We start from the raw sequence: 26008 nt of genomic DNA on the forward strand, positions 1-26008 counted from the left end.
TGAAGAAGAGGCTTCGACCAGATGAGCGAACCGCACCCGGATCCCGAACCGCAGCAAACCGGCGGAAAGCTGGTTGATGTGGTTTTGGACGAAGCCTCTATCGCCCGGTCCACACCGGAAGTGGAGCATGACCGTGCTGTTGCGATCTACGACCTGATTGAGGAAAACGCGTTTCAGCCCGTCGGGCATCCGCCTGCGAGCTATGTTCTCAACCTGTCGGTAATCGAAAAGAAGCTGGTTTTCCGGATCAGGACCGATGACGACAAGGAAGTCGTCACTCATGTTTTGTCACTGTCTCCGCTGCGCAAGATCGTCAAGGACTACGACCTGATCTGCGAAAGCTATTACGAGGCCATCCGCCACGCGACACCGAGCCAGATCGAGGCGATCGACATGGGGCGGCGCGGGGTGCACAACGAAGGTTCTGCCATTTTGATGGAGCGGCTGGAAGGGAAGATAGAAGTCGACATGCAGACGGCACGACGGCTGTTTACCCTCGTTTACGCCTTGCACTGGAAGGGCTGACGGATATGGCCGGGCCGGGCATGCGTCCGACTGCGGTGCTTTTTGCCTGCGGAATGAATTCCGTACGCTCGCCCATGGCCGAGGCTCTGACGGCCAAACTCTTTCCCGGCCAGATTTATGTGCGTTCCGCCGGTGTCCGTTCCGGCAAGGTTGACCCGTTCGTGGACGCGGTCATGGCCGAAATAGGCGTCGACATGAGCCGGCACACGCCGAAGACATTCGAGGATCTGGACGAATCCGGGTTCGATCTTGTGGTCACTCTCGCTCCCGAGGCACACCACAAGGCGCTCGACATGACGAGAACGGAATCGGTCGAAGTCGAATACTGGCCGACACTCGATCCGACCCTTGCCACCGGCAGCCGGGAGCAGATCCTGGGCGAATACCGGGCAGTGCGCGATCAGCTCATGATGCGCATCAAGAAGCGCCTGGACTGGGCGCCGCCGCCAAGCGGCTGAACCTGAAGGAACAAGATGAAATTCGAGATCACGTCGCAGGTCCTGACGGACCGGCTGGTACTGCGTCCCATGGAGCCAGGCGATGCGGAGGCACTCCATGCCTACCAGTCTCTGCCGGAGGTTGCTCGTTTCCAGTTCTGGGAACCACGGAGCCTGGAGGAAATCCGGTCGAAACTGACCAAATGGGCGGACATGAAGTGCCTGGATGGTGAAGGGACACTGGCCTTAGCGGTAGAGAAACGGAAGGACGGTGGTGTCATCGGTGACGTTTCGCTGAGGGTGACGAACGTGGAGGCGCGCCAGGGCACGATCGGGTTCACATTGAACCCTCAATATCAGGGCAGGGGCTTTGCCACGGAGGCTGGCCGCGCGCTACTGCGCATGGGGTTCGAGGATCTCGGACTGCACCGCATCTTCGCCAGCTGCGACGCCCGCAACAATGCGTCCTGGGGAGTGATGGAACGCCTGGGCATGCGCAGGGAGGCCCATTTTCGCGAGCATGCCCTGTTCAAGGGTGGTTGGGACGAAGAGTTCTATTACGCAATTCTTGAAGATGAGTGGCGTGAACAGCAGGAAAATGCCGGGTTTTCCGGCGTAAATCCGGCAGGAAATGGCGATCGCAGGGGGTGATGCATAGGATCTGGCAGTTTCTTTGCATAGCGGTGGAAAGAAAGGTTCACTTTCTGCCGCTAATCCGTTAGTTTCCCCGGCACCCGCGGGCAGGGCCCGCTTTATTCAGGATATCAAATGGCCAAAGAAGAAGCTCTGGAGTTTCCGGGCGTCGTAACAGAACTGTTGCCGAACGCGACGTTCCGCGTAAAACTGGAAAATGATCACGAAATTATTGCCCACACGGCAGGGCGTATGCGCAAGAACCGTATCCGCGTACTGGCGGGCGACAAGGTTCTTGTCGAAATGACCCCGTATGATCTTACCAAGGGGCGGATCACCTACCGCTTCAAGTAAGCGGATCCTTCAAGGTGACCCCGGCTGCAAGGCTCGCTCTTAGATGACCAATGCCCCTCAGTTGATCCTGGCCTCCGCCTCGCCGCGCCGCCTCGCGCTGCTGCAGCAGATCGGACTGGAGCCGGATCACCTCCTGCCGGCCGATATCGACGAAACGCCGAAGAAGCATGAAACACCGCGCAGTCTTGCGCTGCGCCTTGCACGTGCAAAGGCTGAAGCCGTTCGTCAGATGGCCGATGCGTCCGAAGCGATGCAGGACAGTGTGGTGCTGGCTGCCGATACCGTGGTTGCGGTCGGCCGCCGGGCCTTGCCCAAGGCGGAGCTGACCGATCAGGCGCTCATGTGCCTGTCTCTCCTGTCGGGCCGTGGCCACCGGGTGTTCACCGGGGTGGCCGTTGCAGAGGCAAACGGCAAGGTCCGTTCCAAGCTTGTCGAAACCCGCGTGCGGTTCAAACGCCTGACGCGCAAGGACATGGACGACTATATTTCCTCCGGCGAGTGGCGTGGCAAGGCAGGCGGATATGCCATTCAGGGGCTCGCGGGAAGTTTTGTCGTCAAACTGGTCGGGTCCTACCCGGCGGTGGTCGGACTGCCCCTGGTGGAAACCGCGAACCTGCTGAGTTCAGCCGGATACCCTGTGCATCAGGGCTGGGCGACAGCGGCAGCCTGAAGCTGTCGAGATCGTATTCGGCAAGCCGATGATCCATCACCGGCTGCCTTTTCAGCAGTTGGCGCGAAGCAGAAATCCGGAGAGTGAAATGGCCGAAAGCCAGAAACCCGAACGGCGCATGCGCCCCTGTCCAATCTGCTCGAAATTGTCGACGCCGGACGATTATCCGTTCTGCTCGGATCGCTGCGCCAAGATCGATCTGAACCGCTGGTTCTCCGAGGGGTACACCATACCCGTGGTGGAAACCGACGATATCGACGAGAGCAATTTCCCGGACGAAGACCGCTCCTGACAGGTCCTGGTGCGCCATGTGATCCGCCGGTTCGTTTGCCGGCGAAGCAGGTGCGAAGGCCTTGCCGGTATTCCAGGCAGAACTCGGCGCCTCAGTGCTCCTTTCCTGAAAATCTTCACAAAAGTCCCTGAAAACCGCCCGTCACCGGAGTTTTCGGGAAGACTTGCCATTTGCCTGTTCAGCCGGCTGCCACGGAACTTGGCTCGGCAGAGTTGGCGGGATTGAGCTATTTTTAGGCAGCGCTGCAAAAATATTTATCCAGCAAAATTTTTTTCAGTTTCATGCCGCCAAACACTTGCAGCTGTCATAAAACTGCACCAAGATCTTTTTATACCGGCGATCCTGACGCCCTGAATTCCGGTTTTGTCCGGTAGGGTTGATGCCTTTTGTTGAGGGGCGTACGGGGTTTTTAAGAACACCGGGAAGCCGGCGTCAGGCGTCTCGTTCCTGATACGGCATAACCAACCTATCCAAGGGCGAGGGTCCGATGAAAAAACGTTTTCTGAGCGCCGCAGTGCTGTCCGTGACCACGGCACTGTCGACGGCAGCCTATGCCGATTATTCGCTGACGATCTTGCATACCAACGACTTCCACAGCCGTATCGAGCCGATCAACAAGTACGATTCGACCTGCGGTGAAGAGGACAATGCAGAAGGCAAATGCTTCGGTGGCACAGCGCGCCTCGACACGATCATCAAGGATCGCCGCGCGGCCAGCAACAACACGATCCTCGTCGACGGTGGTGACCAGTTCCAGGGCACGCTGTTCTATACCTATTACAAGGGAAAGGCTGCCGCCGAGTTCATGAACAAGCTCGGCTACGACGGAATGACCGTCGGCAACCATGAATTTGATGATGGACCTGAAGTCCTGCGCGGCTTCATGGATGCGGTGGAGTTTCCGGTTCTGATGTCCAACGCGGATGTGTCGAAGGAGCCTCAGCTTGCCGATGTGCTGAAGCCTTCGATCGTCATCGAACGCGGCGGTGAGAAGATCGGCCTGATCGGCCTGACGCCGGAAGATACCGACGAACTGGCCAGCCCCGGCGCGAATATTTCCTTCACCGATCCGGTTGCAGCCGTAACCCGCGAAGCGGAGAAACTTGCTGCCGAAGGCGTCAACAAGATCATCGTCCTCAGCCACTCCGGCTATAACGTCGACAAGGAAGTTGCTGCCAAGGCACCTGGCATCGACGTGATTGTCGGCGGCCACTCCAACACTTACCTGTCCAACACGTCGGACGATGCCGAAGGCCCGTATCCGACCATGATCGACGGTCCGGATGGAACGCCGACCGCCGTCGTTCAGGCCTACGCCTACGGCAAGTTCCTGGGCGAGCTGAACGTGACCTTTGACGACAATGGCGTCATCACGGAAGCTGCCGGTGAGCCGATCATCATCGACAACACCATCGTCGAAAATCCGGAACTTGTGTCCCGCATCAAGGAACTCGCCGAACCGCTCGACGAAATCCGCAAGGAAGTCGTTGCCCAGGCCGATGCTCCCATCGGCGCCGACCGGGAAGTTTGCCGGGCCCAGGCTTGCGAAATGGGGATCCTGGTCGCAGATGCCATGCTTGATCGCGTCAAGGGCCAGGGTGTCCAGATCGCCATCCAGAACGGCGGTGGTCTGCGTGCCTCCATCGACGCCGGTGAGATCACCAAGGGCGAAGTCCTGACGGTGCTGCCGTTCCAGAACACGCTGTCCACTTTCGAACTCAAGGGTTCCGATGTGATCGCGGCTCTGGAAAACGGTGTCAGCCAGGTGGAAGAGGGCGCGGGCCGTTTCCCGCAAGTCGCCGGTCTTAAGTATTCCTTCGACAAGACCAAACCTGCCGGGGAGCGGATCTCCGATGTCATGGTGATGGAAGGCGACAGCTACGTCCCGCTGGATCCGGAAAAGGTCTATGGCGTGGTGTCCAACAACTACATGCGCGGTGGCGGCGACGGCTACAAGATCTTCGCGACCAACGGCATGAACGCCTATGACTTCGGACCGGACCTGGCCGATGTGGTTTCCGACTATCTTGCGGGCAAGAACGGTTACTCAGCCTACACGGACGACCGGATCACCGTAAAATAAGATCTACAGGATCGTTGATGACTGTCAGAAGCGCGCCATTCGTGGCGCGCTTCTTTCGTTTGCACGTCAGTATTTGGGGGAGATCGGGTGCGTACCGCAGGATAGAGGTGATGACTTGACTGTGGGCCAGAGAGCCTCCGACCACGTGCCTTGTTGCGACAGAAGCCGAGATATATGTGACACAGTACGAAACGATTTTAGTCAGGCTCGGGAAAGATGTTGTTTTTCAGAAGGTTAGTGGGGCTGAAAGTTTTCAACAGGTGAGGTGAGGCCGTTCGGCAAAAAACTTTGCCGGGGTGCTGGACAAGGTTTCAGGGAGCCTCTATAAGGACCGGGCTTTCAGCGAACGGGGCTCGCCCCGGACCACTTGCAAGGCACGCCCAGATAGCTCAGTTGGTAGAGCAGCGGATTGAAAATCCGCGTGTCGCTGGTTCGATTCCGGCTCTGGGCACCATCTCCCTTTTCCATACCAGTCTTCAGCAATCTGCATCTGTCCTCAAGGGTCTAGTAACTCTTTGGGTTTATTGGCGTTTTTTCAGCGGTTCAAATCCGCGCCTGTCCATTCCCGTCCACACTAGACCACCCTCAACCAGTGTTTTTACAGTAGGAAAATACAGTAGATGGCCGCTAGACGCCAAATACCTACTGTATTTCGCCTAAGCTGAAAGGGTCGCAGAAATGCCTCTCACAGATACGGTTATCAAGCGCGCTCCGAAGAAGGACAAGCAATACCAACTTCGTGATCAGAAAGGGCTCTACATCCTGGTGATGCCGAATGGGTCAAAGCTATGGCGCTTCGATTTCAAGTTTGAAGACAAACGCCGCAGCATGAGCTTTGGCTCATACCCGACAGTCTCACTCGCAAAAGCTCGGGAGAAGCAGCAGGCGGCGCGCGTCGTGATTGAGGAAGGCCGCGATCCCGTTCGTGAGGCGCAGCGTGAAGCGGATCGGATTAGGAAGGACACCGAGACATTTAAAGACTTGGCTAGAGACTACCTCGACACGCTAAAGGAAGAGGGGAGGGCCGACGCCACCCTGAATAAGAATGAATGGTTGCTGATGGACTTGGCGAGGGATCTGCACCGTCTTCCAGTTCGTGAAATCTCGGCGGCAGACATTCTTCCGATTTTGCAAAGGTTGGAAAAGCTCGGGAAGGTAGAAAGTGCGACCCGGCTCAGGGGGACGATAGGTTCTGTTTTTCGCTTTGGCATACCGCGTCAACGGGCCGACGTAGATCCGACCTACGCCCTTCGGGGTGCGATCAGATCAAAGCAGACTGAGTCGCATCCGGCGATCATTGAGGAAGAGCCGTTCGGAGGTTTGCTGCGCTCAGTCTGGAATTACGACGGATGGCCGACCCTCGTAGCTGGACTAAAGATCCTCGCATACTGCTATCCGCGCCCCGTAGAGCTTCGCAAATGCGAGTGGTCGCATGTGGACCTGGAAAGACAGGTGTGGACGGTCCCGGACTATCTGGCGAAGATGCGGCGACCTCACGATATCCCGCTTCCTCGTCAAGCCGTCGAGATATTTGAGTATCTGAAAGAGGTCAGTGACGGCAGTCCTTATCCGTTCTTCGCCATCCGCTCCAATCAGCGATTTCTATCTGAGAACGCCTTCAACTCAGCCCTTCGGGCAATGGGCTACAAGCATGAAGATCATGTCAGCCATGGTTTCCGGTCGAGTGCGAGCACCATTCTCCGCAAGCATAAATTTGACAACGACGTTATCGAGAAGTCACTCGCTCACATTGAGCCGAACGAAAGCCGCAGAGCATACGACAGGTACAAGTATTGGGATGAGCGCGTTGAGTTGGCCCAGGCGTGGGCGGATATCTGCGACAGGCTCAGGACAACTCCGCCAGCGGGATTGCAGAGTAAACGTGCCTTTAAGCGAGCGCGCGACATTGAGAACTTAATATAGAGATGAAGTCTACACGTCGGTAGTATCGGACGTGAGCCAAATCGCGTGAGTGTTTTTTCTAAATCCGGGATGGTAAGTTGAGCGACGAAAACGATATCTACTTGGATGGACGGGCTTTTTACGATCTATCCATGATGTGGCAACACGCCTGTACCCTGTGTTTTGCAAATGATGATTTGTACCGTCGTAGCATTAAAAATGCCCACGCAATCGTTCGCCAGAAGATGCTCGAATGGTACGAGGATGAGGAAACTAAGATAACATATCTGCTCGCACCTGCCGAAAATGTACGGCGCAGGCTCCATTTACAAGGTTACACTGACGAGCGTTGCCGTGAACTATGGGATCGTGAATTTCGGAAGCACATTGCGAAGCTCGAAGAAATGAACTCCTACAAGGGGATCGACGTTACGCAGGATATTGCGTCGCAAAAGGGCCTGAATTTTGAAAGTTGGCTAGAACGTGCCGAATCCTTGGGCATTGATCATTGGATTCGAAATGACGTTGTCGAATTCGATCTGAATGACATGTTCGCTAGCTTAGCACTTGAACTACACTACTTTAAGCCCGAATACGTTTGGACTGACCTACAGTCATATGCTGACGAGTTCGACACCGAATTGACCGTCCACCAAAATCTAAGACGACTGCACCGGTTCGAAGACAACCTTCAAGAGTTCGTTCGAGAAACAGGCACAGTGCTAATATTGACGGAAGGTAAATCAGACACTGAGGTCTTATCGACAGCTATTAAGGCGATGTATCCAGAGTTTTCCGATCTTTTCCAGTTTGTCGATTTTCAGGAATTTAGCATCGAAGGTGGCGCCCCAATGCTTACTAAGCTGGTCAAGGCGTTTGCTGGTGCCAGGATGGAGCAGTCCATTCTAGCTTTGTTTGACAACGATGCAGCAGGCGTTGCGGAAAGCCGACACATTGACCGTATCAAAGCGCTACCTAACAATATCAAGACAATGGTGCTTCCAGATATTGAATTGGCCAAGGACTATCCAACGATTGGCCCTGAGGGGCGACGACGCATGAATGTCAACGGAGCGGCTTGTTCAATAGAATTGTTCTTAGGAAAGCAAGCGCTGACAGATCGCGATGGCGACCTTCATCCTATTCGATGGACCGGTTGGAACAATCAAATACAACGCTATCAAGGGGCATTGGAGCACAAAGACGATGTCACGAAGCGGTTTCTAACCAGAATGAAGAAGGGAGGTGAACCCGCTTCCCTTCGGATTGAATATGCCGAAATGGATCAGCTCTTAAATGCAATTTTTAGCGCATTCCATTAGAATGCCCCTCGCAGTCCGCAGTTGTCCACATCTCGCCCGCCGAAACCGGCATCGTCCACATTGGTCTTTACAGTCACTTTAAAATTGACTATTCAATTCGCAATTGACATGGGATTGCGAAATGACGGACCCGCTTGAACAGATCGAGATGATACCGATTGCCGAAGTCGCGAAGCGTGTCGGCTTTTCGAGATCCATGATTTATGTCCTCATCAAAGAGGATGGCTTCCCTGAGCCGATCAAGACCCGTTCCGCGTCTCGGTGGTGTCCGTTGGAAATCTACGAATGGAAGCAGCGGAAGAAGGCTGAGCGACCGGGGGCCAGCCGAGCCGCCGAGCAGTCCAAGCCAAAGCCGCGAAGAGAGCGTGACAATTCGGATCTCATCTGATGCCAGGAGCCGCACGACCGACTCGCCCCTCCGCGTATGTCGCCAAGAAGAAAGTTAGTTTACGGGCCGACGATATAGAGAATGTCGTCCAGGGTGTCTCGGTGCCTTACCTGATGCGCGCTTTCCGTATGGGGCGCACGACAATCGAAAAGAAGCTCCGGGATCTTGAACCCACACGGCGCGGCCAGCACAACACACCACTCTACGATCTCCGTGAGGCAGCAGCTCGCCTTGTGAACCCCAAGGCCGCGCTCCAAGACCTTCTCCTGACCATGAAGCCCGACGATATGCCCGAGAAACTCCGGGAGTCGTATTGGAACGCCAAACTGAAGCAACAGCGCTTCGAAGAGAAAGCCGCCGACCTCTGGCGAACGGACAAGGTTATCGAGGTCTTCTCGGAGGTCTTGCAGCTCATGCGCACCAAGCTTCAGCTCTTGCCCGAAGAAGTCGAGCGCGCGCTTGGTATCGACTACCAGCAAGTCACGAAAGTTCGTGAAATCGTGGATGATGTCCAAGACAGTATCTATCAGGAATTCATGACCTTCGCTCAGACAGGGCATACGCCTAACCAGCTTGGCGAGGACCAGTTTGCGGGGGCAGGAGACACCTTCGAAGAAGACGATTTCGAAGATGATGAGTTTTCGGACGATACCGACTTTGCCCCCAAGTTCCGGCGTGATCACGGTGACCTGATATGAAGCAGTTCACTCACCTTGAGCAAGTCCTACTCGCTACCGCAGAGGCTATCCGTCCGCCTGAGCGTTTGACGGTGTCACAAGCGGCGGAGAAGTATCGGTATTTGAACAATGCCGGTCACTATATCGGCCCGTGGAAGAACGACACAGCGCCGTATCTGGTCGAGATCATGGATGAAATGACCTCGCTCGAATACACGGCCATCGTCTTCGCTGGACCGGCGCGCTGCGGCAAGTCGGACATCTTCTTCAACCTTCTCACCCACACCGCAATTTGTGACCCGGCAGACATGATGTTGGTTCACATGACGCAGGGCACCGCCCGTGACTGGTCGCAGGGTGACCTTCGCCGGTTCTTCAGACACACCAAGCCTGCGGGGGCGAAGGTGGTCCCCGGTCGGCAGAATATGAACGTCCATGACATTCGCTTCCTGTCGGGAATGCGGCTGTTGGTGAAGTGGCCGACGATCTCTGAGCTGTCGGGTAAGACCATCCCCCGCCTATGGCTGATGGACTATGACCGCATGCCCCAGGACGTGGACAAGGAAGGTCCGCCTTTTGACCTCGCCCGCAAGCGTTCCCAGACCTTCGGTCGCCACGCTATGACGGTCGCAGAGTCGTCTCCTGGTTACGAGATCACGTCTTCAAACTACACCCTGAAGACCAAGCATGAGGCGCCACCCACGGACGGCATTCTGTCGGTCTATAATCGCGGTGATCGCCGCCGTCTCTATTGGCAGTGCGCGCATTGTAAGCAGCCGTTTGAGGGTGATTTCCATCTACTGAGCTACCCCGACAGCGCCGACCCCGTAGAAGCCGCTGAAATGGCTACGCTGGACTGCCCGCATTGCGGTTACAGCCATACCCATGAGGCGGGGCCGGGTCAGCCTGGAAAGCACGAGCTGAACTATACGGGTCGGTGGGTGAAGGATGGTCAGATTTGGGTGCCTGAGACGAACACCATGGTCGGTGACGCTGTGCGCTCAGACATCGCCTCGTTTTGGCTGAAAGGGACCGCCGCAGCATTTATCGACTGGAAGTCGCTTGTTCTGCGTTACCTCAAAGCGATGGAGCTATACGAAACCAGCGGTTTGACCGGCGCATTGAAAACGACCGTAAACGTTGATCAGGGACTACCTTTCCTGTCACCTTCGATGAAAGGCGAGCGTCTACCAGAAGACCTGAAAGAACGCGCCGTTGACCTCGGGGACCGGGTTGTCCCTGATGGTGTGCGCTTCCTGATGGCAACAATCGACGTTCAAAAACATGCCTTCATCGTCCAGGTCCAGGGTATCGGGGAAGGCGGGGATATTACCGTCATCGACCGCTTCAAGATCTTCAAGTCCGAAAGGTTGGATGAGGACGGAGAGCGTCATTGGGTGTCGCCCGCGACCTACCTTGAAGACTGGAAACTTCTTGTAAGCGAGGTCATCGAAAAGACCTACCCTCTGGACGACGACAGCGGGCGTCACATGGCAATCAAGGCGATTGGCTGCGACTCCGGTGGACGTGACGGCGTTACGACGATGGCCTACCGCTTCTGGCGCTATTTGCGAGACGAGCACCCCGGCAATCATCATATGCGTTTCCAGCTCATCAAAGGTGAGGCGAAACCTAACACCCCTCGGGCTCGTGTCAGCTACCCGGACTCAGAGCGCAAAGACCAGCGTGCCGGTGCGCGCGGCGAAATCCCTGTGCTCATCCTAAACACCAATATCCTCAAAGACGCGCTCAACGCGATGCTTGATCGGACGGAGCCGAAGGGCGGTCGGGTCAATTTCCCGGATTGGCTGGAAAGTTGGTTCTTCGCGGAACTCACCGCCGAGATCAAAACCAACAAAGGATGGGAGAACCCTAAGAAGCACCGCAACGAAGCTTGGGACTTGCTGGTCTATTGCCTCGGACTTTTGATCAGCCGTCATGCCAGGGCTGAGACGATCAATTGGGAAAGTCCGCCACAATGGGCGGAGATTTGGGATAAGAACGACCTCGTTTTCCTACCCCAGACAGAGCCCCGGCCTTTTGAACCAGAGACTGAAGAAAGCGCCATCGATCTCAGTGAGCTAGGCAAGAAACTTGCTTAAAAAGTCAAGTTAAACTTGTCAGGTAAAGTTTTGCGTGGTACATGCGAATTGAATAGGGGAGCTTGCCTTGGATACGGAAACTCTTAGAGCGCGGCTGGCGGAAGCAGAGAAGGCTTACCATGAACTCATGGTGAGCGGCGGCGTTCGCACGCTTGTCGATCAGTCCGGTGAGCGGATTGAGTTTTCACCTACCAACCTTTCCAGGCTTCGGGCTTACATCGCTGAGCTGAAGCTCGCCCTCGGTGAGCCCGTTGTCCCCCGTGGTCCGATGGGGGTCTTTTTCTGATGAGTTTTCTCGACAAAGACCTCCATACGCAACGGCTGATCGGCCTAGACGATCAGGCTCCGTCTCCCGCGTCTGTTGAAGTTCTCCCGGCAGACGCGGGGGACGACGGCATGATTGCAGGCGGAGCATACGATGGCGCCAGCCGACATGATCGTGAAGTCGCTTTGTGGCATCCGCCCGTCAACAGCGCGGACGGGGACATCCTCTTCGACAAAGAACTTATCGACTCCCGTGCCAAAGACGTTGTGCGGAATGACTCCTATGTGAGCGGCGCCAGCAAGACGCTTCAAGACAACATTGTCGGCGCGATGTTCTTCCTCAATTCCAAGCCGAATTGGAAGTATCTCGGCTTGGATGAAACGTGGGCTCAGGAGTTCCAAGAGGAAGTCGAAACTAAGTTTACGTTGACGGCGGAAAGCCCAAACAATTGGCTGGACGCTTCGCGCAAGAAGACCTTCTCAGAGTTCATTCGCATGGCTGTCGGCGTCCACCTTTTCACGGGCGAGACGCTTGTCACTGCTGAATGGATACGGCAGGCCGACCGCCCCTACAACACCGCTGTCCAGATGGTCGATACCGACCGGCTTTCGACACCCCCCGGCATGATCGAAAGTCGCTTCCTGCGTGCTGGTGTGTCGAAGGATCGATACGGAGCGCCGGTCGGCTACCACATCCAGCAAACACACCCCCAGGACTGGACCTCGCTTGAGCGCTACACCTGGAAGTACATCCCGACGCGCAAGCCTTGGGGTCGTATGCAGGTCATCCACATCTTCGAAGAGCTTCGCCCCGACCAGTCGCGCGGTGTATCAGCGATGGTGACAGCTTTGAGCGAAATGCGGATGACCAAGAGCTTCCGCAAGATCGTGCTGCAAAACGCAGTCGTCAACGCGACCTATGCCGCGTCGATTGAATCCGACATGCCGACCGAGACGATTTATCAGATCCTCGGCAGCAACAATCTGACTGGCGCCGAAGTGTCGAAGATGCTTGAGGCGTATGCGAGCGGATATCTCGGTTCCCTGGACAAGTACATCGGCTCGAAAGGGATGGCGATTGACGGTGTGAAGATACCTCATTTCTTCCCCGGAACCCGTCTGAACTTGCGCCCTGCTGGCCAGGGTGGCCCCCTCGGAACCGAATTCGAAAGCTCCCTTCTGCGATACATCGCTGCGAACCTCGGGCTCACCTACGAGCAGCTTTCAAAGGACTTCAGCGACACGAACTATTCCGGTCATCGGGCAGCTATGGCCGAGACGTGGAAATCCATGCAGTCGAAGAAGAAGTCCATCGCTGATCGGCTGGCAACACACATTTTTCACCTTTGGCTTGAGGAAGCGATTTCGCGGGGGGACATCGAGTCCCTACCGCGCCGCGCCCCTAACTTCTGGGAAGGCTTGAACCGGGAAGCCTACGGCAACTGTGAGTGGGTCGGAGCGAGCCGGGGGCAGGTTGATGAGCTGAAGGAAACACAGGCCGCAGCTCTGCGTATCCGCAACGGCCTTTCGACCTATGAGGATGAGCTTTCCCGCCTCGGCAAAGACTGGCGGCAGGTTTTCGAACAGCAAGAGCGCGAACGCCGCGTCATGTCTGATCGAGGACTCGTGCTTCAGGCCGACAACATGCTGAACGCCGCCTCGGGCGACCCTAGAGAGGTAAGTGAAGATGAATAAAGCGATCCTGTCGCGGTTTGCCGATCAACCGGCACTCGTCGCCTGTGAGCACGCGGCAACCTTTGAGGGTCTGCTTGAAGGGCTCATGAAATGCCCTGATTGGGAAAAGCTGACGAACGAAACGGCTGCGGCGAACGACGATGATTTTTGGGCGGACGACGATGACAGCTTTATGGCCCGCGTTCGTCCCTACAGCGTCCAGAATGGCATTCTGACAATTCCGGTTAAGGGTGTCCTCCTGAATGACTTCCCTTACCAGTTTTTCGGCTATGCGACCGGCTACGAGTACATCCGCAAAGCATTCGAACGCGGTATGGCAGACGATGCCGTGAAGGGGATCGCTCTTCACTTGAACACCCCTGGCGGAGCTGTCGCGGGCAACTTTGACCTTGTTGACCGCATGCACGCCTTCAAAGGCACGAAGCCGGTTCGGGCCTTCGCTCATGAGTTCGCTTATTCGGCGGGCTATTCCATCGCTTCCGTCGCTGACGAGATCGTCATGTCCAGGACTGGCGGTGTGGGTTCCATCGGCGTCGTCACCATGCACATTGACGCCAGCAAGGCACTCGACCGCATGGGATGGAAAGTAACTTTCATTCACTTCGGCAAGCACAAGGTTGACGGAAATTCGACACAGCCTTTGGACGACGACGCCAAGAAACGCATTCAGGCCCGCGTCGATCAGCTTGGCGAGATCTTTGTCAGCACGGTCGCCCGCAATCGGGGCATGGACGCCGAGGCGATCCGCAACACCGAAGCTCTCACCTATACCGCGCCTGAAGCGGTTTCACTCGGTCTGGCAGATAGCGTTGCTCCGCTGGACGAGGCAATGGCCGATTTCCAGGCCGACACAAACCAAGATGGAGTCACACAGATGTCTACCAATCCGGAAGGAACCTTCACTCAGGCTCAGGTCGATGAGTCTGCGAAGGCGAACTACGACAAGGGCCACGCTGAAGGCAAGACAGCCGGTCATGCAGAGGGCCTGAAGGAAGGCGCTACCGCTGAGCGTGCGCGCATTTCCACCATCCTGAGCAGTGAAGCTGGTCAGGCTCGCCCGAAGGCCGCAATGTCCACCTGCCTGAATACCGACATGTCGGCGGAAGCCGCTGAAAAGTTCCTTTCCGATCTGCCCGAGGAAAACGGTCAGAAGGCCGAGGGCAATGCGGATGAAAACGGGACGCAGTCCAACACCGCTTTCATGGACGCCATGAACAACGGCACCAACCCGGAAGTCGGTTCCAGCGACACGCCAAGCGATGACGAAGCCGAGGACTACAAAGCTGTCACCGGGCTCGCTTCTAGCTTCGGTCTTCCCGGCTTCAAGAAGAAGTAACCCTCCAACCCCCGCACCCCGAACAGAAACGACACAGGAGTTAAGGACATGGCCGACGTAACGGTCCCTTACATGGAAACAGGTCTTGCGGCCTTTGAAGAACTCGACAGCTACCAGCAGCAGTTTTTGCTTTCTGGCAGTCACCCGCCGTTTGCAACCGGCATTCCGATGACGATCAAGGCTTCTGAAGACATCAAGCAGTTCCACGTCGTCGGCCTCGACGCCAGTGACTTGATCGTCCCGGCAGTCGAGGGCGTTACCCAGGCAATCGGGATCGCGTCCCAGGCCGTCATCGGCAACGTTGGTGGAACGACCACCGCGCCGATCATCTATTCCGGTTGCTTCAACCCCGATGCGCTTGTCTGGGATGCGTCCTACGACACCGACGCAAAGAAGGAAGCTGCCTTCCGGGGGGCTCCGACGCCGACGCAGATCACGATCCGCCGTCGCACCAGCTAACCGTTCCGTCGCGACCCGATGCGACCGTAATTAGCAAGAAAGGAAAATTGGAATGTCTGCACCTTACAAGGTATGGGAAACGCGGCGGTCGCTCGGTGTTATGCGCGACATGGAGCCGTCTTTCACCTACTGGACCGACATGTTCACCCGTGAACTCACGTCCGTTGATGAATGGATCGACTTCGAGAAGCTGCCGAAGGAAGCCCGCAAGCTGGCCCCCTTTGTCCGTCCGCTCGGTTCCGGTCAGCCGATCTACACTGACTCGGCACGCGCTTTCCGCTTCAAGCCCGCCTACATCAAACTCAAGGACGCCATCGACCCGGCAATGCCGCTGATCAAGCGTCCTGGTATCGACCGTTCTATGCTCAATGACAATGAGCTGACCCCGAACCAGCGCCGCGATCTCATCCGTGCAGCTATGACCGTCCAGCATGTTCACTCCATCGAACGCCGCTGGGAGTGGATGGCCGCACGCGCTGTGATCGACGGCAAAGTCACCGTCGAAGGGCCGGAATACCCGGCTGTCGAACTCGACTTCCGCCGTGCCGCTGGTCACACCATTGTCAAGACGGCAGGCAACTTCTGGGGCGATACCGGCGTGTCCCTGTTTGACGACATTCAGCGGTATGCTGACATGATGTTCGACGCTGAGCACGGCGGTTTCCCGGTTCGGGCAACGTTCGGCTCCGATGTCTGGAAGGTCATCCGCAAGGATGAGGAATTCCTGAAGCACATGGACACCAACATCCGTGAGCCGCGTGCCACGGTCGAACGCGGTCTGATCGCGGCTGACAAGGTGATCAAGGTCGGTGAACTTCAGGTCGGCGGCGCTTCCGGGAGCCGCATCGAGCTGTACCTGTACCGCGACACCTACGAAGAAAACGGCGTCGAAGTTCCGTTCATGTCCCCGAAGGATTTCGTTCTTACGGCATCCTCTGATCGGATCATGGGCTTCCAGTGCTTCGGCGCTATCCAGGACCCGTATTCCAACTACCAGCCGTTGCCGATCTTCCCGCGCAACTGGATGGAGCAGGGTGATCCCGCAGTTGAATACCTTCTGCACCAGTCGGCTCCGCTGATGGTTCCGATCAACCCGAATGGCACCCTCAAGGCGACCGTCGTCGGCTGACCGTAGTGTCAAGTAAAAAGTGACGGGGCTCGTCGCCGTCACACCTTTTCTCAACAATGGGAGCATGACATGCCCGTCGATACCGAACTCAAGATTGCGGTCAATCAGATCGAATACAGCTACGGCAAGAAGCGCAAGATCGCGGAGCCGGGGGCGCCTTTTCAGTGCCCGGTATCTGAAGTCGATTACCTGGAAAGGGTCGGCGCTGTGCGCGATCTGACTGAAGCCGAACAGGCTCTTTGGGAACGCCAGAACAGCAAGAAGCCCGCGCCTGAAGCTGCCGAAGATGAAGATGAAAACGACGGCCAGGGCGGCGGCAACGGCGATGGCGACAGCGACACCAAGGATGGTGATGCCAAGACCGGTGAAGCTGCCAAGGATGAAACCGACAAAGAGACTGCGAAGTCCTCTGGTCGCACTCGTGGCCGCAGCACAGCCAAGATCTAACATGGGCCTTTTCCGAGACAAAATGGATCGGGCCAGGGGGACGCTTCATGAGATCATGAGCGTCCCCGCTCTTGTGTTCGATGCGCCGAGCGTGCCTATCGATCCGAGTGACCCCGCGACGATACCGGACACGACTCCGGTGACGGTACGGGTTCATGATCAATGGGGTATGGTCGGTGATTTGAAGGGCACAAACCTTTCCTATGCCGAGGTTTCAGACAACTCCCCTCACATCGTCTTCATGAAATCCGAGATCAGCCCGAGGCGCGGTCATATCGTTTCTGTGAAGCCCGGAGTCGCCTATGAGGTTGAGTACGTCGATCCTCCGAACGGCATCAGCATCACTGCAAACGTGTCACGCATGAAAGAGGCGAAGACGCTCAATTTTCCGGTGCCGTCATGAGCGACGATCTCGTCTTCGCCATCGAAGGCATTACCAGCCTTGCGGATGTCAAAAAGATCTCACCGGCCATCGAACGGAATATCCGTTTTACGGTGAACAAGGGGGCGGACAAGGCGCGCACCCTGTCTGCCGGTGAGATCCAAAACCAAGTCAATTTCCCCGCAAGTTACTTGCGCGGTGACAAACGCCTTGCAGTCACCAAGCGCGCTCAGGGAAACAATCTTGAGGCGGAGATTACGGGACGCAGGCGTCCGACTTCTTTGGCGAGGTTCATTGTAGGAGGAACTTCAAAGCGAGGCGGTGTCAGCGTTAGCGTGCAGCCGGGGTCGTCAGCGACGATCAAGCGCGGCTTCATCCTAAAGCTGAGATCAGGGACAGCGTCACTTGACCAAGCCTCAAACCGGGGACTGGCGATTAGGCTGAAGCCGGGGGAGAAACCGAGCAGAGCATACAAGCCGTTCAAGATTGGGGATGGCTTGTACCTGCTTTATGGCCCCTCGGTCGATCAGGTCTTCAAGACCGTTCGGCAGGATGTCCAGGGCGATGTTCTCGATTTCATGGAAAACGAGTTTCTACGACTGATGGAGTCAAGCCTATGACCGATGTATCGGGCCTCGTAGCCCCGTTCAGATTAGAGATCCAGAAGCGACTCACAACCCTATGCCAAGGGATCGTTCTAGTTGACCCTTTTGAGCCGAATGCACTCAGTGATGCGGTCTTTCGGGGGCGGCTGGTCTTCGATGACAATGACCCCTTGCCCATGATCTCCATCATTGAACCGCCTATCCCCGAGAAGAGCCCTGAAGAGCGGAATGATCGCGGAAAGCATATCAGCAACTATGATCTCGTCATTCAGGGTTTCGCTGATGACGACAAGCGGAATCCCTCGGACGCGCTTCACTACCTAATGGCGGAAGTCAAGAAAGCTCTGGTCGCGGAGAAGCTGAAGGACGCCGGTCGGAACATCCTGAGCTTCGGCGGCAACGTGGATCAAATGTTCATCGGGCCGGGGGCCGTCCGCAGTAGCGCAACACCTTCTGAGCTGGCCTTCTTCTGGCTCACCCTGAGTCTGCGGATCGTTGAGGATTTGCAGAACCCTTACGCCTATTAGGTCTGGTGAAAGGGTCAAGTTTATGTTAACAGGTCAATTATAAATTGACTATCGGTAAGAGAGAGGATGCACCATGCCGTCTACGGACTACCAGCCCAATTACACCCTCGGTCGTGGGGAACTCTGGTTTGCGGACTTCGTGTCAGGAACTCGTGAACCGGGCGGCTACCGCTATATCGGGAACACTCCCGAATTCAATGCCACCGTCGAGAACGAAGAGCTGCCGCACTACAACTCGGATCATGGTATCCGCGAAAAGGACGAGTCTATCTCTTTGCAGACGGACCGCTCGGCAACCTTCATCACCGATCACATCTCGCCGGAAAACATTGCGCTCTTCTTCCTCGGCTCTTCCGCGCTGACCACCATCGTTGCGGCCACCGTTGATGATGAAGAAATCGACGGTGTGATCCCCGGCCTGTCCTACTCCCTCGGCCAAACCCCGGCGAACCCGCTCGGCGCAGGTCTGTTGGAAGCTTACACCCCTGGCACGGCCAACATCATCGTGACCAACGAAGCCGGTGACACAACCTACGTCGAAGACACCGACTACAAGATCACCATGACCCTGGGCTTCCTGGAAGTCCTGAGCGGCGGAAGCATCGCCTCGGGCTCCAAGATCAAGGTTTCCTACAAGATCGCCAGCGGCAGTCAGACCCGCATCATCTCGGGCTCTCAGCCTATCGAAGGTTCGATGAAGTTCATCGCAGACAATCCGGCAGGCAAAAACCGGGATTGGCTGATGCCGTGGGTGAAGCTCACGCCGAACGGTGACTTCGCGCTCAAGGGCGACGAATGGCAGGAAATCCCGTTCAGCGTCGAAATCCTCAAGGGCGCGAACAAGCAGGCGATCTACATCACCGACCGGGTCACCGCCTCGTAACTAACCCTGCAAACAAAATAGGAGAACACCACCAATGTCCCTCAAAGACTATTTGGTTCGAAAAGAAGAGATCCCCCTCGGTGGCGGCAATAGCATGCAAGTCCGAGGGCTCTCCGCTATCGATATCGGCCTGATCGTCGCACGCCATCGTGACGCGATTACTCAACTCGTCGGCCAAGCTGCCGACGTTACCCAGGGCGGCAAAATCGGGAACATGGACGTTCTGATTGATGTCGCCATGACTCAGTTTCCCGAGCTTGTCGCGGAGGTCATTTGCACCGCAGCGGACGAACCGGAAGCCCACGCCGAGGCGATGAAGCTCACCCTGCCCATTCAGCTTGAGGCTGTCTACATGATCGGCAACCTAACCTTCGAGGCTGAGGGTGGGCCAAAAAAGACGGTGGAGACTCTAATCAAGGTTCTCAACGGCCTCTCCGGGACCATGAAAAGCTTGAAAAGCTAGACGACTGGATTCGGGATCTCAGGAGGCAAGTTAGTTACCTCATTTCCAAGGGGCACACTAACGCTCACATGTATCCCGTAGGTGTCGTCTGGGTTGAAGCTGGTTGGGCGGCAATTCATGACAATCGCGCCGAAGCGACCCGCGCCACTTTGCTTCAATTAGCAGTCTCTTCCGTTCTCAGTAAGAAGGCGCAAAAGCAGTTCAACAAACAAGTCAAAAAGCTGGCAGGCGACTAGATCGCCTGTCTACTTTTACGTATAGTATCACTAATTAATTGACTATTGAGGGCGCATCAGGATGGCCGATAAGGACGTAAGACTTATAATCCGCGCGAAGGATGCGGCCAGTAAAACCCTTGATCAGATCACGTCCAGCATAGACGAGTTCAACAAGTCCGCCTCTAAGGTGGACAGCACGGCAGGGAAGGCCGGTTCGGTCCTGTCGCAGTTGGGCGATGAGTTCGAAACGCTCAGCCGCGAAATCAAGAACATCTCCGGGCTTAACAAGGTCGCATCCGATCTGGGAAAGATGGAAGGCGCTATCGGTCGCCTGGAAGGATCGCTCGCTAAGTCGGCTGGTAAGTTCAAAGAGCTGACCGCAGATGTTGCGAAGGCCGACGCCGCCACGTCGAAACTCCGCACTCAAAGCGAAGAGCTGAGTAAGTCCCTCGAAGGCCAGAAGGAACGCACAGCGGCTCTCCGCAAGGAACGCGCCCAGGCTAATGCGGAGCTTCGAAAGGCCGAGTCTGCATACGCCAGTGTCCAGAAGCAAATTGCTCGACAGGGCGGGAACGGCGGTCGGGCGGCTCAGTCTGCCGACGCCATCTTCTCAGCCAATGTGGACGCCGCCCGTGCCGCTGCCCAAAAGGCATCGCAGGCATATGACGATCAGAAGAATTCCCAGGAGAGCGTTCGGGACAGCCTGAAGAAGCTCAACGCTGAGCTGAAGGAAGCCGAACGCGGTCAGGCGAACCTTACTAAGGAACTCGAAAGAACCTCTGCCGCGACCAAGGAGTCTGAGGCTGAACTTTCGAAGGCCCGAGCCGAGCTTGATCAGCTTCAGTCGTCCGCAAAGAAAGCCGGTGCGGCCATCGGTCAGACCAGCCTTGAGCAAGACAAGCTGTCGAAAGCGTCCGAGGAAGTCGCTGCCGATCTGAATCGAGTCCAGGACGAAATGAAGGCGATGGAGCGCTTTTCTACCGGCTTGGGTGGATTTGCCGATCCGAAGACAGCCGCAGCAATCCGTCAGCAGCGAGCGGAGGTTGAAAAGGCTCGGCAGGAATGGAAACTGCTTGAGGCTCAGACGAACCGCCTGAGAGCGGCCATGAATGGCACTCAGGGGCCAACACGGGCGGCGAGTGATGCACTACGGGATTCCGCATCGGCATCCCGTCAGGCACGTCTTGAGTATGAGCGGCAGCTTGCCACGCTTCAGAAATTCCCCGCAGCGGTCCAGAACACCACCGGCCTTCGCGGGATCTTCAAGCCGTTCTATGGAGAGTCCCGGCAAGCCCTATCCCTGGCGCAGCGTCTCAGGGGTGAAATCCTGTCCCTCGCCACGGCGTATGCGGGGCTCTACGGCACGATCCAGAACGTCGGCGGGGTGATCACCGCATACCAAACCCTTGAAGCCGCACAGAACCGCCTCGGGTCGATTTTCGGTCAGAACGAAGAGGCTGTCGGCAAGGAATTGGCTTTTCTTGAGAGACAGGCGAAACGCCTCGGGATCTCATTTCAGACTCTTGCCGGTGACTATTCGAAATTCGCTGTCGCTGCATCGTCCGCCAACCTGGAAACCGAAGCGACACGGAAAGTCTTTCTGTCGGTCGCTGAAGCCGGTCGAGTGAACAAACTCACGACCGACCAGATGAGCCGAACCTTCAAGGCTCTTGAGCAAATCCTCTCAAAAGGAAAGTTCACCGCAGAAGAAGTCAGACAGCAGCTCGGTGAAGCGCTTCCTGGTGCCTTCTTCATTCTGGCCGACGCCATCGGGGTCAGTGGTGCTGAGCTGGACAAGCTTCTTGCGGAAGGCAAGGTCTTTGCTACCCAGACCAACATGCTCAAGTTCGCGGACGCTCTCAATGCGCGTTTCGGTGACCAGCTTGCAAAGTCTCTAACCTCGACCACAACCAACCTCGGGCGTTTCCAGGACGCGCTTTATCAGGCTCAGTTACGGGTCGCTGAAGGCGGTTTTATCGAGGGACTGAACGAAGCTCTGGAAGAACTCGACAAGTGGTTCCGGTCGCGGGAAGGCCGTGACTTCTTCCTGTCGATTGGTGCCGCCCTCGGCAACTTCGCAAAGGCCCTGGCGCAGGTTCCGCCGTACATTGATGTGATCATCCTCGGCGTCAAAGCCCTGGTCGCTCTGAAGGTCGCAAGTTGGATCACGGAAAACGTAACTAAGTTTCGTGAACTCAGGGTGTCGGCGCGGGACGTTCAATTGGCATTCGACGGGGTCGGCTCACGGACTACCGGTCTTAGAACAGCTTTCACGAGCCTTCGCTCAAGCATCGTCGGTAGCCGAACATCGCTGACGGCTTATCGCGCCACGTTGATGTCTACCGTCAGCAGCCTATCCCTTGCGCAGGTTAGGGCTAGCGCGTTTCGCGGATCGCTCATTGCCCTTCGGGCTGGTCTTGCCGGTGCTGCCACTGTCGCGCGGGCCTTTTGGGTCGCCCTCGGTGGACCGATCGGACTCATCATCACGGGCCTGACGTTCATTACCGGTGAGCTGCTTGGCAGTTGGGCTGCGGGCGTGGATGACAGCACGCGGGCGCTCGATGAGCACAGCCGTATCCTTCAGAGCGTTGTCGGCGCCTATGAGGAATTGGGAGACAAGACTGAGGATTGGGCGGACTCAATCAAGGATGTCACCCTTGATCAGGCGAACGCCAATGTCCGTGAGTTGCGGAAAGAACTTGATAAGGCCGTCAACGCCGTTGCCGCGAAAAACATCGCAACTTTCGGCACACTCTTCGATGACGATGCGATTGCTATCCGACGTTTGCAAGACGAGCTAGGTCGCGGCGAAATCTCCGCCAAGAAGTTCGTTAAGGCAGTCGAAGAGATTTACGACGCCACGGACAATGATGCTGTGCGTGACGTTGCCGAAGAGGTTCTTGCTCTCGGGCGTAATGCCGAGCGTATGGCAACGCATCTTGGTGAGGGGGCACTCGCTGCCATCTCCAAGGGCAGCGCAATGGAGGGCCTTGAAGAAATTGTAGCCGAGACAGGAGTCACGCTTGAGGGGCTAACTAAAGCGAGTGACGAGGTCAGTGACAGCTTCAGCAAGGCCGAAACGTCGGCGCAGGACTACGGCGAAACTCTCAACAAAATCAAAGAATTCATCCCTGAGCTTGCGGATGAGATGAAGAAGCTCAAGGAACTCGGGAAGCTCGATGAGATCATTCAGGCCGGGGGTGTTCCGAAGACCGTCGCTGAGCTGAAAGAGGCGATGGAGCTGATCGGTCGGGCTCGTCAGGCCATCAACGATCAGTACACGAACTACGAGGCGGTCTACACGTCTCAGCGCGGCACGGATACCGGCAAGCGCAACGAAGAACTTGTCCGCAGCACCGTCAAGCTCGCTGAACAGCTCGGGGTCAGCGCAAAAGACCTTCTGACGGTTTTCTCCTACGAGACTGCCGGAACCTTTGATCCTGACAAACGGGGGCAGGTGACGCAGCACGGCTTGCACCAGGGACTAATTCAGTTCGGCCAGCCCCAGGCGGCACGGTTTGGCTACACCCCAGGTCAGCCTATCGAAGAGCAGATGAAGGCGGTTGGGAAATACCTGACCGATGCAGGCGTTCGGGCGGGCGACGGCCTCTTGCAGATCTACGCCGCTGTCAATGCCGGTGACGTGAATAAGGTCAACGCCAGCGATGCTAACAACGGCGGCGCCCCTGGTACGGTCCTCGACAAAGTCAATAATCAGATGGGCGGCCACCAAAAAAAGGCGGAGGGCCTTCTCGCCGCTTACGGTGGAACCGTAGAAGAAGCAAAGAAGCTCGTCGCTGAAGAGAAGAAGCTCAACGAAGAAAAGGAACGTGGGCGACAGGCGACCGCCGACACTATCGCGGACAAAGAATTCGAGATCGCCCAACAGGGACTCCTCGAAGCCGGAAAGGGGCGGCAGGCAGCGATTGAAGAAGCAATCCGCGCCGCTCGTGCCGAGAATAAGAATATCTCCGAAGAGGAAGTTCAGCGCATCGCTGAGCTGACAGGTAAGCTTTACGATCAGCAAAACCGCCTTGAGGGCGTGAAGGCCGCTGAAGCCGAGGTGAACCGGCTTTACGAGCTTCGGCGCAACCTCATGGAGCAAATTGAGTATTACACCGGTCAGGGTGACACCACTCGGGCAAACCAGCTCAAGGAACAGCTCAACGGCGTCAACACTGAACTCGATGGGGCGATCCAGAAAGCCATTGCCATGTGGCAGGCTATCGGCGGTCCTGAAGCCGATGCGGCCATTGCAAAGCTCAATTCCACCAAGATCCAGCTCGCAGACCTCGGCAACACGGCCTTCGTGACTGGCGAGCAAATGAACCAGTCGCTTGCCAGCGGTCTAACTAACGCACTCGACAGGTTTGCCCAGGCGGTTGCGAACGGCGAGAACGTCCTTGGATCTCTCCGGGATGCCTTCCTTCAGTTCGCCTCGGAATTCCTCATCGAGATTGGCAAGATGATCGTGCAGCAAGCCTTGCTGAATGCTCTTCAGGCCGGTGGTGGTGCCGGTGGTGGTGTTGGTGGTTTCCTGGCGACCGCAATCACATCGATCTTCCATGATGGAACGTCCTCGGTTGGATCTGGGCCGACCGTGACCCGATCTGCCCCCGTCTCCTGGTTCAACAACGCTAAGCGGTATCACGGTGGCGGTATTGCCGGTCTGAAGCCCGGTGAGGTTCCGGCCATCTTGGAAGAGGGGGAGGTTGTCGATCCAGGTGACGGCTCCATCGCCTCGAAGGTCTTCGGTGGCCTGGGCGGCGGCGACAAGCAGTCGAAGCAGCCGATGAATGTCAGGATCGTCAACGCCTTCGATAGCGGGTCGGTGGTCAGCGAGGGACTCGCAACCCCGTCAGGCGAACAAACCCTTCTCAACGTCGTCAAGGAAAACCCTTCCGGGTTCCGCTCAGCTTTGGGTATCGACTGATGATCATCAGCACAAAAAACGTTCGCGCGAGTGGGGACCAAATTCTACCGATGCGCATCAATTGGGATGACGGGTATCGGGATAGCTACGTCTTCAAAACTGACGTGATCACGTCACACACTGGCCGTGAGCAACGCCGAGCTGTCCGCAACCGCCCGCGCCGTGAAATCGAATTGTCGGCCACCTTTGACCGGGAGATTAAATGGCTTCTCGACAATCACATGGCGAAGTTCCAGCACGCCAGAACACTTGTCCCTGACATCTCGAAACCGCTGGTCACAGTCAGTGACCTTGGGATTGGGAACCAATCTTGCAGCTACATTGGCGATGCATTTTGGCTTTCTGCCGGTCGCCGGGTTTTGCTCGTAAATCGCGATCTCATCGAGACGCGGACGGTTAGCGGTTTCACGACCACCACAATCCTGTTTACGGAAGACGACGGCCTGTTTGAGTTTCCGGCAGGCACGCGCATTTTCCCGGCTTCGGCGGGGCGCCTGGACCTCGAATTTGATGCCAACCGGTTAGTGTCGAGCGTTGCCGCCAGTAAAGTTAGTTTCCAGGTGGAACCAGGAGGCGAAAGCTATGACCAGGGCACGCCTTATGAACTCCTGGGCGAGCGTGAATTCTTCACTCAGCGGCATAACTACGCTGACAGCCTCGGTGTGACTTATGCGCAGGCCCGTGATGACGTGGACATGGGCTTCGGTCGAATTCAGCACTATCTCCCGCAGGCGTTTTCGAGGCGAAATATTCGGATCCAACTCCTAGCCTCATCGTCCGCTGAAATCGGTGAGATTGTGAGCTTCTTCCATCGGATGAAAGGTCGTGTCGGGGAATTCTTCATGCCGACATGGGAGCAAGATGTTGTCTTCTCTTCCATGCCGGGGAACGGTCGCTTCATCGTCGTTGATGGGCAGAGCTTCGGACATTCATTCAAAGACAGCACGGTTTTTCGTCGCCTCATGGTGATCATGAAAGACGGAACGCGGATTCAGCTCGAAGTCGATTTCATCGAGATCCTGACGGACACGAACTCGACGGTCATTTGGCTCAAAGAGGATCTTCCGCCGCTGTTGTTCAATGACACGACCGTAGACCGGATCTGTTGGGTTCTCTTGTGCCGGTTCGCCAGTGATCGGATCGACGTTGATTATCAGGCGAACTCCGTCGCGAACATCGCCCCGACCATCACCACCTTGGAGAACTTCGATCTGTAGGCTTGCCTCGCCTAAAGTCAAGTGTTAATGGTCTAGTCAAGTAAAACTTGAAAAGGTTTCTGCCT

25 protein-coding genes and 1 tRNA gene are annotated in these 26008 nt (G+C 56.5%); all 26 read left to right on the forward strand.

Annotation, left to right across the window (positions count from 1 at the left end):
• Positions 1-21: 21 nt before the first annotated feature.
• Positions 22-525: a UPF0262 family protein gene (locus Q666_RS47430; protein WP_022999901.1), complete on the forward strand. Its 504-nt coding sequence runs from the start codon at positions 22-24 to the stop codon at positions 523-525.
• 5 nt (positions 526-530) lie between these two features.
• Positions 531-983, forward strand: a complete 453-nt coding sequence (locus Q666_RS47435; RefSeq protein WP_022999902.1) for an arsenate reductase ArsC — start codon at positions 531-533, stop codon at positions 981-983.
• A 15-nt stretch (positions 984-998) separates the two neighbouring features.
• Positions 999-1613 carry a GNAT family protein gene (locus tag Q666_RS47440; protein ID WP_022999903.1) on the forward strand — a complete coding sequence of 205 codons (615 nt, stop codon included), beginning with the start codon at positions 999-1001 and terminating at the stop codon, positions 1611-1613.
• 117 nt (positions 1614-1730) lie between these two features.
• Positions 1731-1949 carry a translation initiation factor IF-1 gene (gene infA, locus Q666_RS47445; RefSeq protein ID WP_006939340.1) on the forward strand — a complete coding sequence of 73 codons (219 nt, stop codon included), beginning with the start codon at positions 1731-1733 and terminating at the stop codon, positions 1947-1949.
• A gap of 43 nt (positions 1950-1992) precedes the next feature.
• Positions 1993-2619 carry a Maf-like protein gene (locus Q666_RS47450; RefSeq protein ID WP_006939342.1) on the forward strand — a complete coding sequence of 209 codons (627 nt, stop codon included), beginning with the start codon at positions 1993-1995 and terminating at the stop codon, positions 2617-2619.
• A gap of 88 nt (positions 2620-2707) precedes the next feature.
• Positions 2708-2911, forward strand: a complete 204-nt coding sequence (gene yacG / locus Q666_RS0133220; protein WP_031268946.1) for a DNA gyrase inhibitor YacG — start codon at positions 2708-2710, stop codon at positions 2909-2911.
• A 487-nt stretch (positions 2912-3398) separates the two neighbouring features.
• Complete coding sequence (locus tag Q666_RS47455) at positions 3399-4994, forward strand: bifunctional metallophosphatase/5'-nucleotidase (RefSeq protein WP_022999905.1); 1596 nt, start codon at positions 3399-3401, stop codon at positions 4992-4994.
• 378 nt (positions 4995-5372) lie between these two features.
• Positions 5373-5448: transfer RNA gene (locus Q666_RS47460), tRNA-Phe, on the forward strand.
• 224 nt (positions 5449-5672) lie between these two features.
• Positions 5673-6917 (forward strand): integrase arm-type DNA-binding domain-containing protein, encoded by a 1245-nt coding sequence (locus Q666_RS47465; protein ID WP_022999906.1) that lies wholly within the window; start codon positions 5673-5675, stop codon positions 6915-6917.
• Between the two features lie 77 nt (positions 6918-6994).
• Positions 6995-8218 carry a hypothetical protein gene (locus Q666_RS47470; protein ID WP_022999907.1) on the forward strand — a complete coding sequence of 408 codons (1224 nt, stop codon included), beginning with the start codon at positions 6995-6997 and terminating at the stop codon, positions 8216-8218.
• Positions 8219-8339: 121 nt separating this feature from the next.
• Positions 8340-8606, forward strand: coding sequence for an AlpA family phage regulatory protein (locus tag Q666_RS47475; RefSeq protein ID WP_022999908.1), 267 nt, complete (start codon positions 8340-8342; stop codon positions 8604-8606).
• On the forward strand, positions 8606-9304 hold the full coding sequence (locus Q666_RS0133230; RefSeq protein ID WP_022999909.1) for a DUF1441 family protein: 699 nt from the start codon (positions 8606-8608) through the stop codon (positions 9302-9304). Before Q666_RS47475 ends, Q666_RS0133230 begins: the two co-directional genes overlap by 1 nt.
• The gene (locus tag Q666_RS47480; protein WP_022999910.1) at positions 9301-11385 is read left to right on the forward strand and encodes a terminase gpA endonuclease subunit; all 2085 of its coding nucleotides are present in this window, start codon (positions 9301-9303) and stop codon (positions 11383-11385) included. The genes Q666_RS0133230 and Q666_RS47480 overlap by 4 nt, the downstream gene beginning before the upstream one ends.
• Before the next feature lie 67 nt (positions 11386-11452).
• The gene (gene gpW, locus Q666_RS47485) at positions 11453-11671 is read left to right on the forward strand and encodes a gpW family head-tail joining protein (protein WP_022999911.1); all 219 of its coding nucleotides are present in this window, start codon (positions 11453-11455) and stop codon (positions 11669-11671) included.
• Positions 11671-13344 carry a phage portal protein gene (locus tag Q666_RS47490; RefSeq protein ID WP_022999912.1) on the forward strand — a complete coding sequence of 558 codons (1674 nt, stop codon included), beginning with the start codon at positions 11671-11673 and terminating at the stop codon, positions 13342-13344. The genes gpW and Q666_RS47490 overlap by 1 nt, the downstream gene beginning before the upstream one ends.
• The gene (locus tag Q666_RS47495; RefSeq protein ID WP_022999913.1) at positions 13337-14680 is read left to right on the forward strand and encodes a S49 family peptidase; all 1344 of its coding nucleotides are present in this window, start codon (positions 13337-13339) and stop codon (positions 14678-14680) included. The genes Q666_RS47490 and Q666_RS47495 overlap by 8 nt, the downstream gene beginning before the upstream one ends.
• Positions 14681-14728: 48 nt before the next feature.
• Positions 14729-15139 carry a head decoration protein gene (locus tag Q666_RS47500; RefSeq protein WP_031268951.1) on the forward strand — a complete coding sequence of 137 codons (411 nt, stop codon included), beginning with the start codon at positions 14729-14731 and terminating at the stop codon, positions 15137-15139.
• A gap of 52 nt (positions 15140-15191) precedes the next feature.
• Positions 15192-16268: a major capsid protein gene (locus tag Q666_RS47505; protein ID WP_022999915.1), complete on the forward strand. Its 1077-nt coding sequence runs from the start codon at positions 15192-15194 to the stop codon at positions 16266-16268.
• 69 nt (positions 16269-16337) lie between these two features.
• Positions 16338-16715, forward strand: a complete 378-nt coding sequence (locus Q666_RS47510; protein WP_022999916.1) for a hypothetical protein — start codon at positions 16338-16340, stop codon at positions 16713-16715.
• 55 nt (positions 16716-16770) lie between these two features.
• Positions 16771-17118: a hypothetical protein gene (locus tag Q666_RS64860; protein WP_152533336.1), complete on the forward strand. Its 348-nt coding sequence runs from the start codon at positions 16771-16773 to the stop codon at positions 17116-17118.
• Positions 17115-17717 (forward strand): phage tail protein, encoded by a 603-nt coding sequence (locus Q666_RS47515; protein WP_022999918.1) that lies wholly within the window; start codon positions 17115-17117, stop codon positions 17715-17717. The genes Q666_RS64860 and Q666_RS47515 overlap by 4 nt, the downstream gene beginning before the upstream one ends.
• Entirely contained in the window at positions 17714-18229 is a 516-nt protein-coding gene (locus Q666_RS47520; RefSeq protein ID WP_022999919.1) for a hypothetical protein, read from the forward strand. The genes Q666_RS47515 and Q666_RS47520 overlap by 4 nt, the downstream gene beginning before the upstream one ends.
• A 73-nt stretch (positions 18230-18302) precedes the next feature.
• On the forward strand, positions 18303-19112 hold the full coding sequence (locus Q666_RS47525) for a hypothetical protein (protein ID WP_022999920.1): 810 nt from the start codon (positions 18303-18305) through the stop codon (positions 19110-19112).
• Between the two features lie 34 nt (positions 19113-19146).
• Complete coding sequence (locus tag Q666_RS47530) at positions 19147-19575, forward strand: hypothetical protein (protein ID WP_022999921.1); 429 nt, start codon at positions 19147-19149, stop codon at positions 19573-19575.
• Positions 19576-19872: 297 nt separating this feature from the next.
• Positions 19873-24726 (forward strand): tape measure protein, encoded by a 4854-nt coding sequence (locus Q666_RS64865; protein WP_022999923.1) that lies wholly within the window; start codon positions 19873-19875, stop codon positions 24724-24726.
• Entirely contained in the window at positions 24726-25943 is a 1218-nt protein-coding gene (locus Q666_RS47540; protein WP_022999924.1) for a hypothetical protein, read from the forward strand. Before Q666_RS64865 ends, Q666_RS47540 begins: the two co-directional genes overlap by 1 nt.
• Positions 25944-26008 lie beyond the last annotated feature (65 nt).

This window comes from Labrenzia sp. C1B70, assembly GCF_000475395.1.
Lineage (GTDB): Bacteria > Pseudomonadota > Alphaproteobacteria > Rhizobiales > Stappiaceae > Roseibium > Roseibium algicola.

Excerpts from the sequence above, each read along its gene's own strand:
- Q666_RS47430 (WP_022999901.1), top strand. The coding sequence starts at position 22 with ATGAGCGAACCGCACCCGGATCCCGAACCGCAGCAAACCGGCGGAAAG.
- Q666_RS47435 (WP_022999902.1), top strand. The coding sequence starts at position 531 with ATGGCCGGGCCGGGCATGCGTCCGACTGCGGTGCTTTTTGCCTGCGGA.
- Q666_RS47440 (WP_022999903.1), top strand. The coding sequence starts at position 999 with ATGAAATTCGAGATCACGTCGCAGGTCCTGACGGACCGGCTGGTACTG.
- infA (WP_006939340.1), top strand. The coding sequence starts at position 1,731 with ATGGCCAAAGAAGAAGCTCTGGAGTTTCCGGGCGTCGTAACAGAACTG.
- Q666_RS47450 (WP_006939342.1), top strand. The coding sequence starts at position 1,993 with ATGACCAATGCCCCTCAGTTGATCCTGGCCTCCGCCTCGCCGCGCCGC.
- yacG (WP_031268946.1), top strand. The coding sequence starts at position 2,708 with ATGGCCGAAAGCCAGAAACCCGAACGGCGCATGCGCCCCTGTCCAATC.
- Q666_RS47455 (WP_022999905.1), top strand. The coding sequence starts at position 3,399 with ATGAAAAAACGTTTTCTGAGCGCCGCAGTGCTGTCCGTGACCACGGCA.
- Q666_RS47465 (WP_022999906.1), top strand. The coding sequence starts at position 5,673 with ATGCCTCTCACAGATACGGTTATCAAGCGCGCTCCGAAGAAGGACAAG.
- Q666_RS47475 (WP_022999908.1), top strand. The coding sequence starts at position 8,340 with ATGACGGACCCGCTTGAACAGATCGAGATGATACCGATTGCCGAAGTC.
- Q666_RS0133230 (WP_022999909.1), top strand. The coding sequence starts at position 8,606 with ATGCCAGGAGCCGCACGACCGACTCGCCCCTCCGCGTATGTCGCCAAG.
- Q666_RS47480 (WP_022999910.1), top strand. The coding sequence starts at position 9,301 with ATGAAGCAGTTCACTCACCTTGAGCAAGTCCTACTCGCTACCGCAGAG.
- Q666_RS47490 (WP_022999912.1), top strand. The coding sequence starts at position 11,671 with ATGAGTTTTCTCGACAAAGACCTCCATACGCAACGGCTGATCGGCCTA.
- Q666_RS47495 (WP_022999913.1), top strand. The coding sequence starts at position 13,337 with ATGAATAAAGCGATCCTGTCGCGGTTTGCCGATCAACCGGCACTCGTC.
- Q666_RS47500 (WP_031268951.1), top strand. The coding sequence starts at position 14,729 with ATGGCCGACGTAACGGTCCCTTACATGGAAACAGGTCTTGCGGCCTTT.
- Q666_RS47505 (WP_022999915.1), top strand. The coding sequence starts at position 15,192 with ATGTCTGCACCTTACAAGGTATGGGAAACGCGGCGGTCGCTCGGTGTT.
- Q666_RS47510 (WP_022999916.1), top strand. The coding sequence starts at position 16,338 with ATGCCCGTCGATACCGAACTCAAGATTGCGGTCAATCAGATCGAATAC.
- Q666_RS64860 (WP_152533336.1), top strand. The coding sequence starts at position 16,771 with ATGAGCGTCCCCGCTCTTGTGTTCGATGCGCCGAGCGTGCCTATCGAT.
- Q666_RS47515 (WP_022999918.1), top strand. The coding sequence starts at position 17,115 with ATGAGCGACGATCTCGTCTTCGCCATCGAAGGCATTACCAGCCTTGCG.
- Q666_RS47520 (WP_022999919.1), top strand. The coding sequence starts at position 17,714 with ATGACCGATGTATCGGGCCTCGTAGCCCCGTTCAGATTAGAGATCCAG.
- Q666_RS47525 (WP_022999920.1), top strand. The coding sequence starts at position 18,303 with ATGCCGTCTACGGACTACCAGCCCAATTACACCCTCGGTCGTGGGGAA.
- Q666_RS47530 (WP_022999921.1), top strand. The coding sequence starts at position 19,147 with ATGTCCCTCAAAGACTATTTGGTTCGAAAAGAAGAGATCCCCCTCGGT.
- Q666_RS64865 (WP_022999923.1), top strand. The coding sequence starts at position 19,873 with ATGGCCGATAAGGACGTAAGACTTATAATCCGCGCGAAGGATGCGGCC.
- Q666_RS47540 (WP_022999924.1), top strand. The coding sequence starts at position 24,726 with ATGATCATCAGCACAAAAAACGTTCGCGCGAGTGGGGACCAAATTCTA.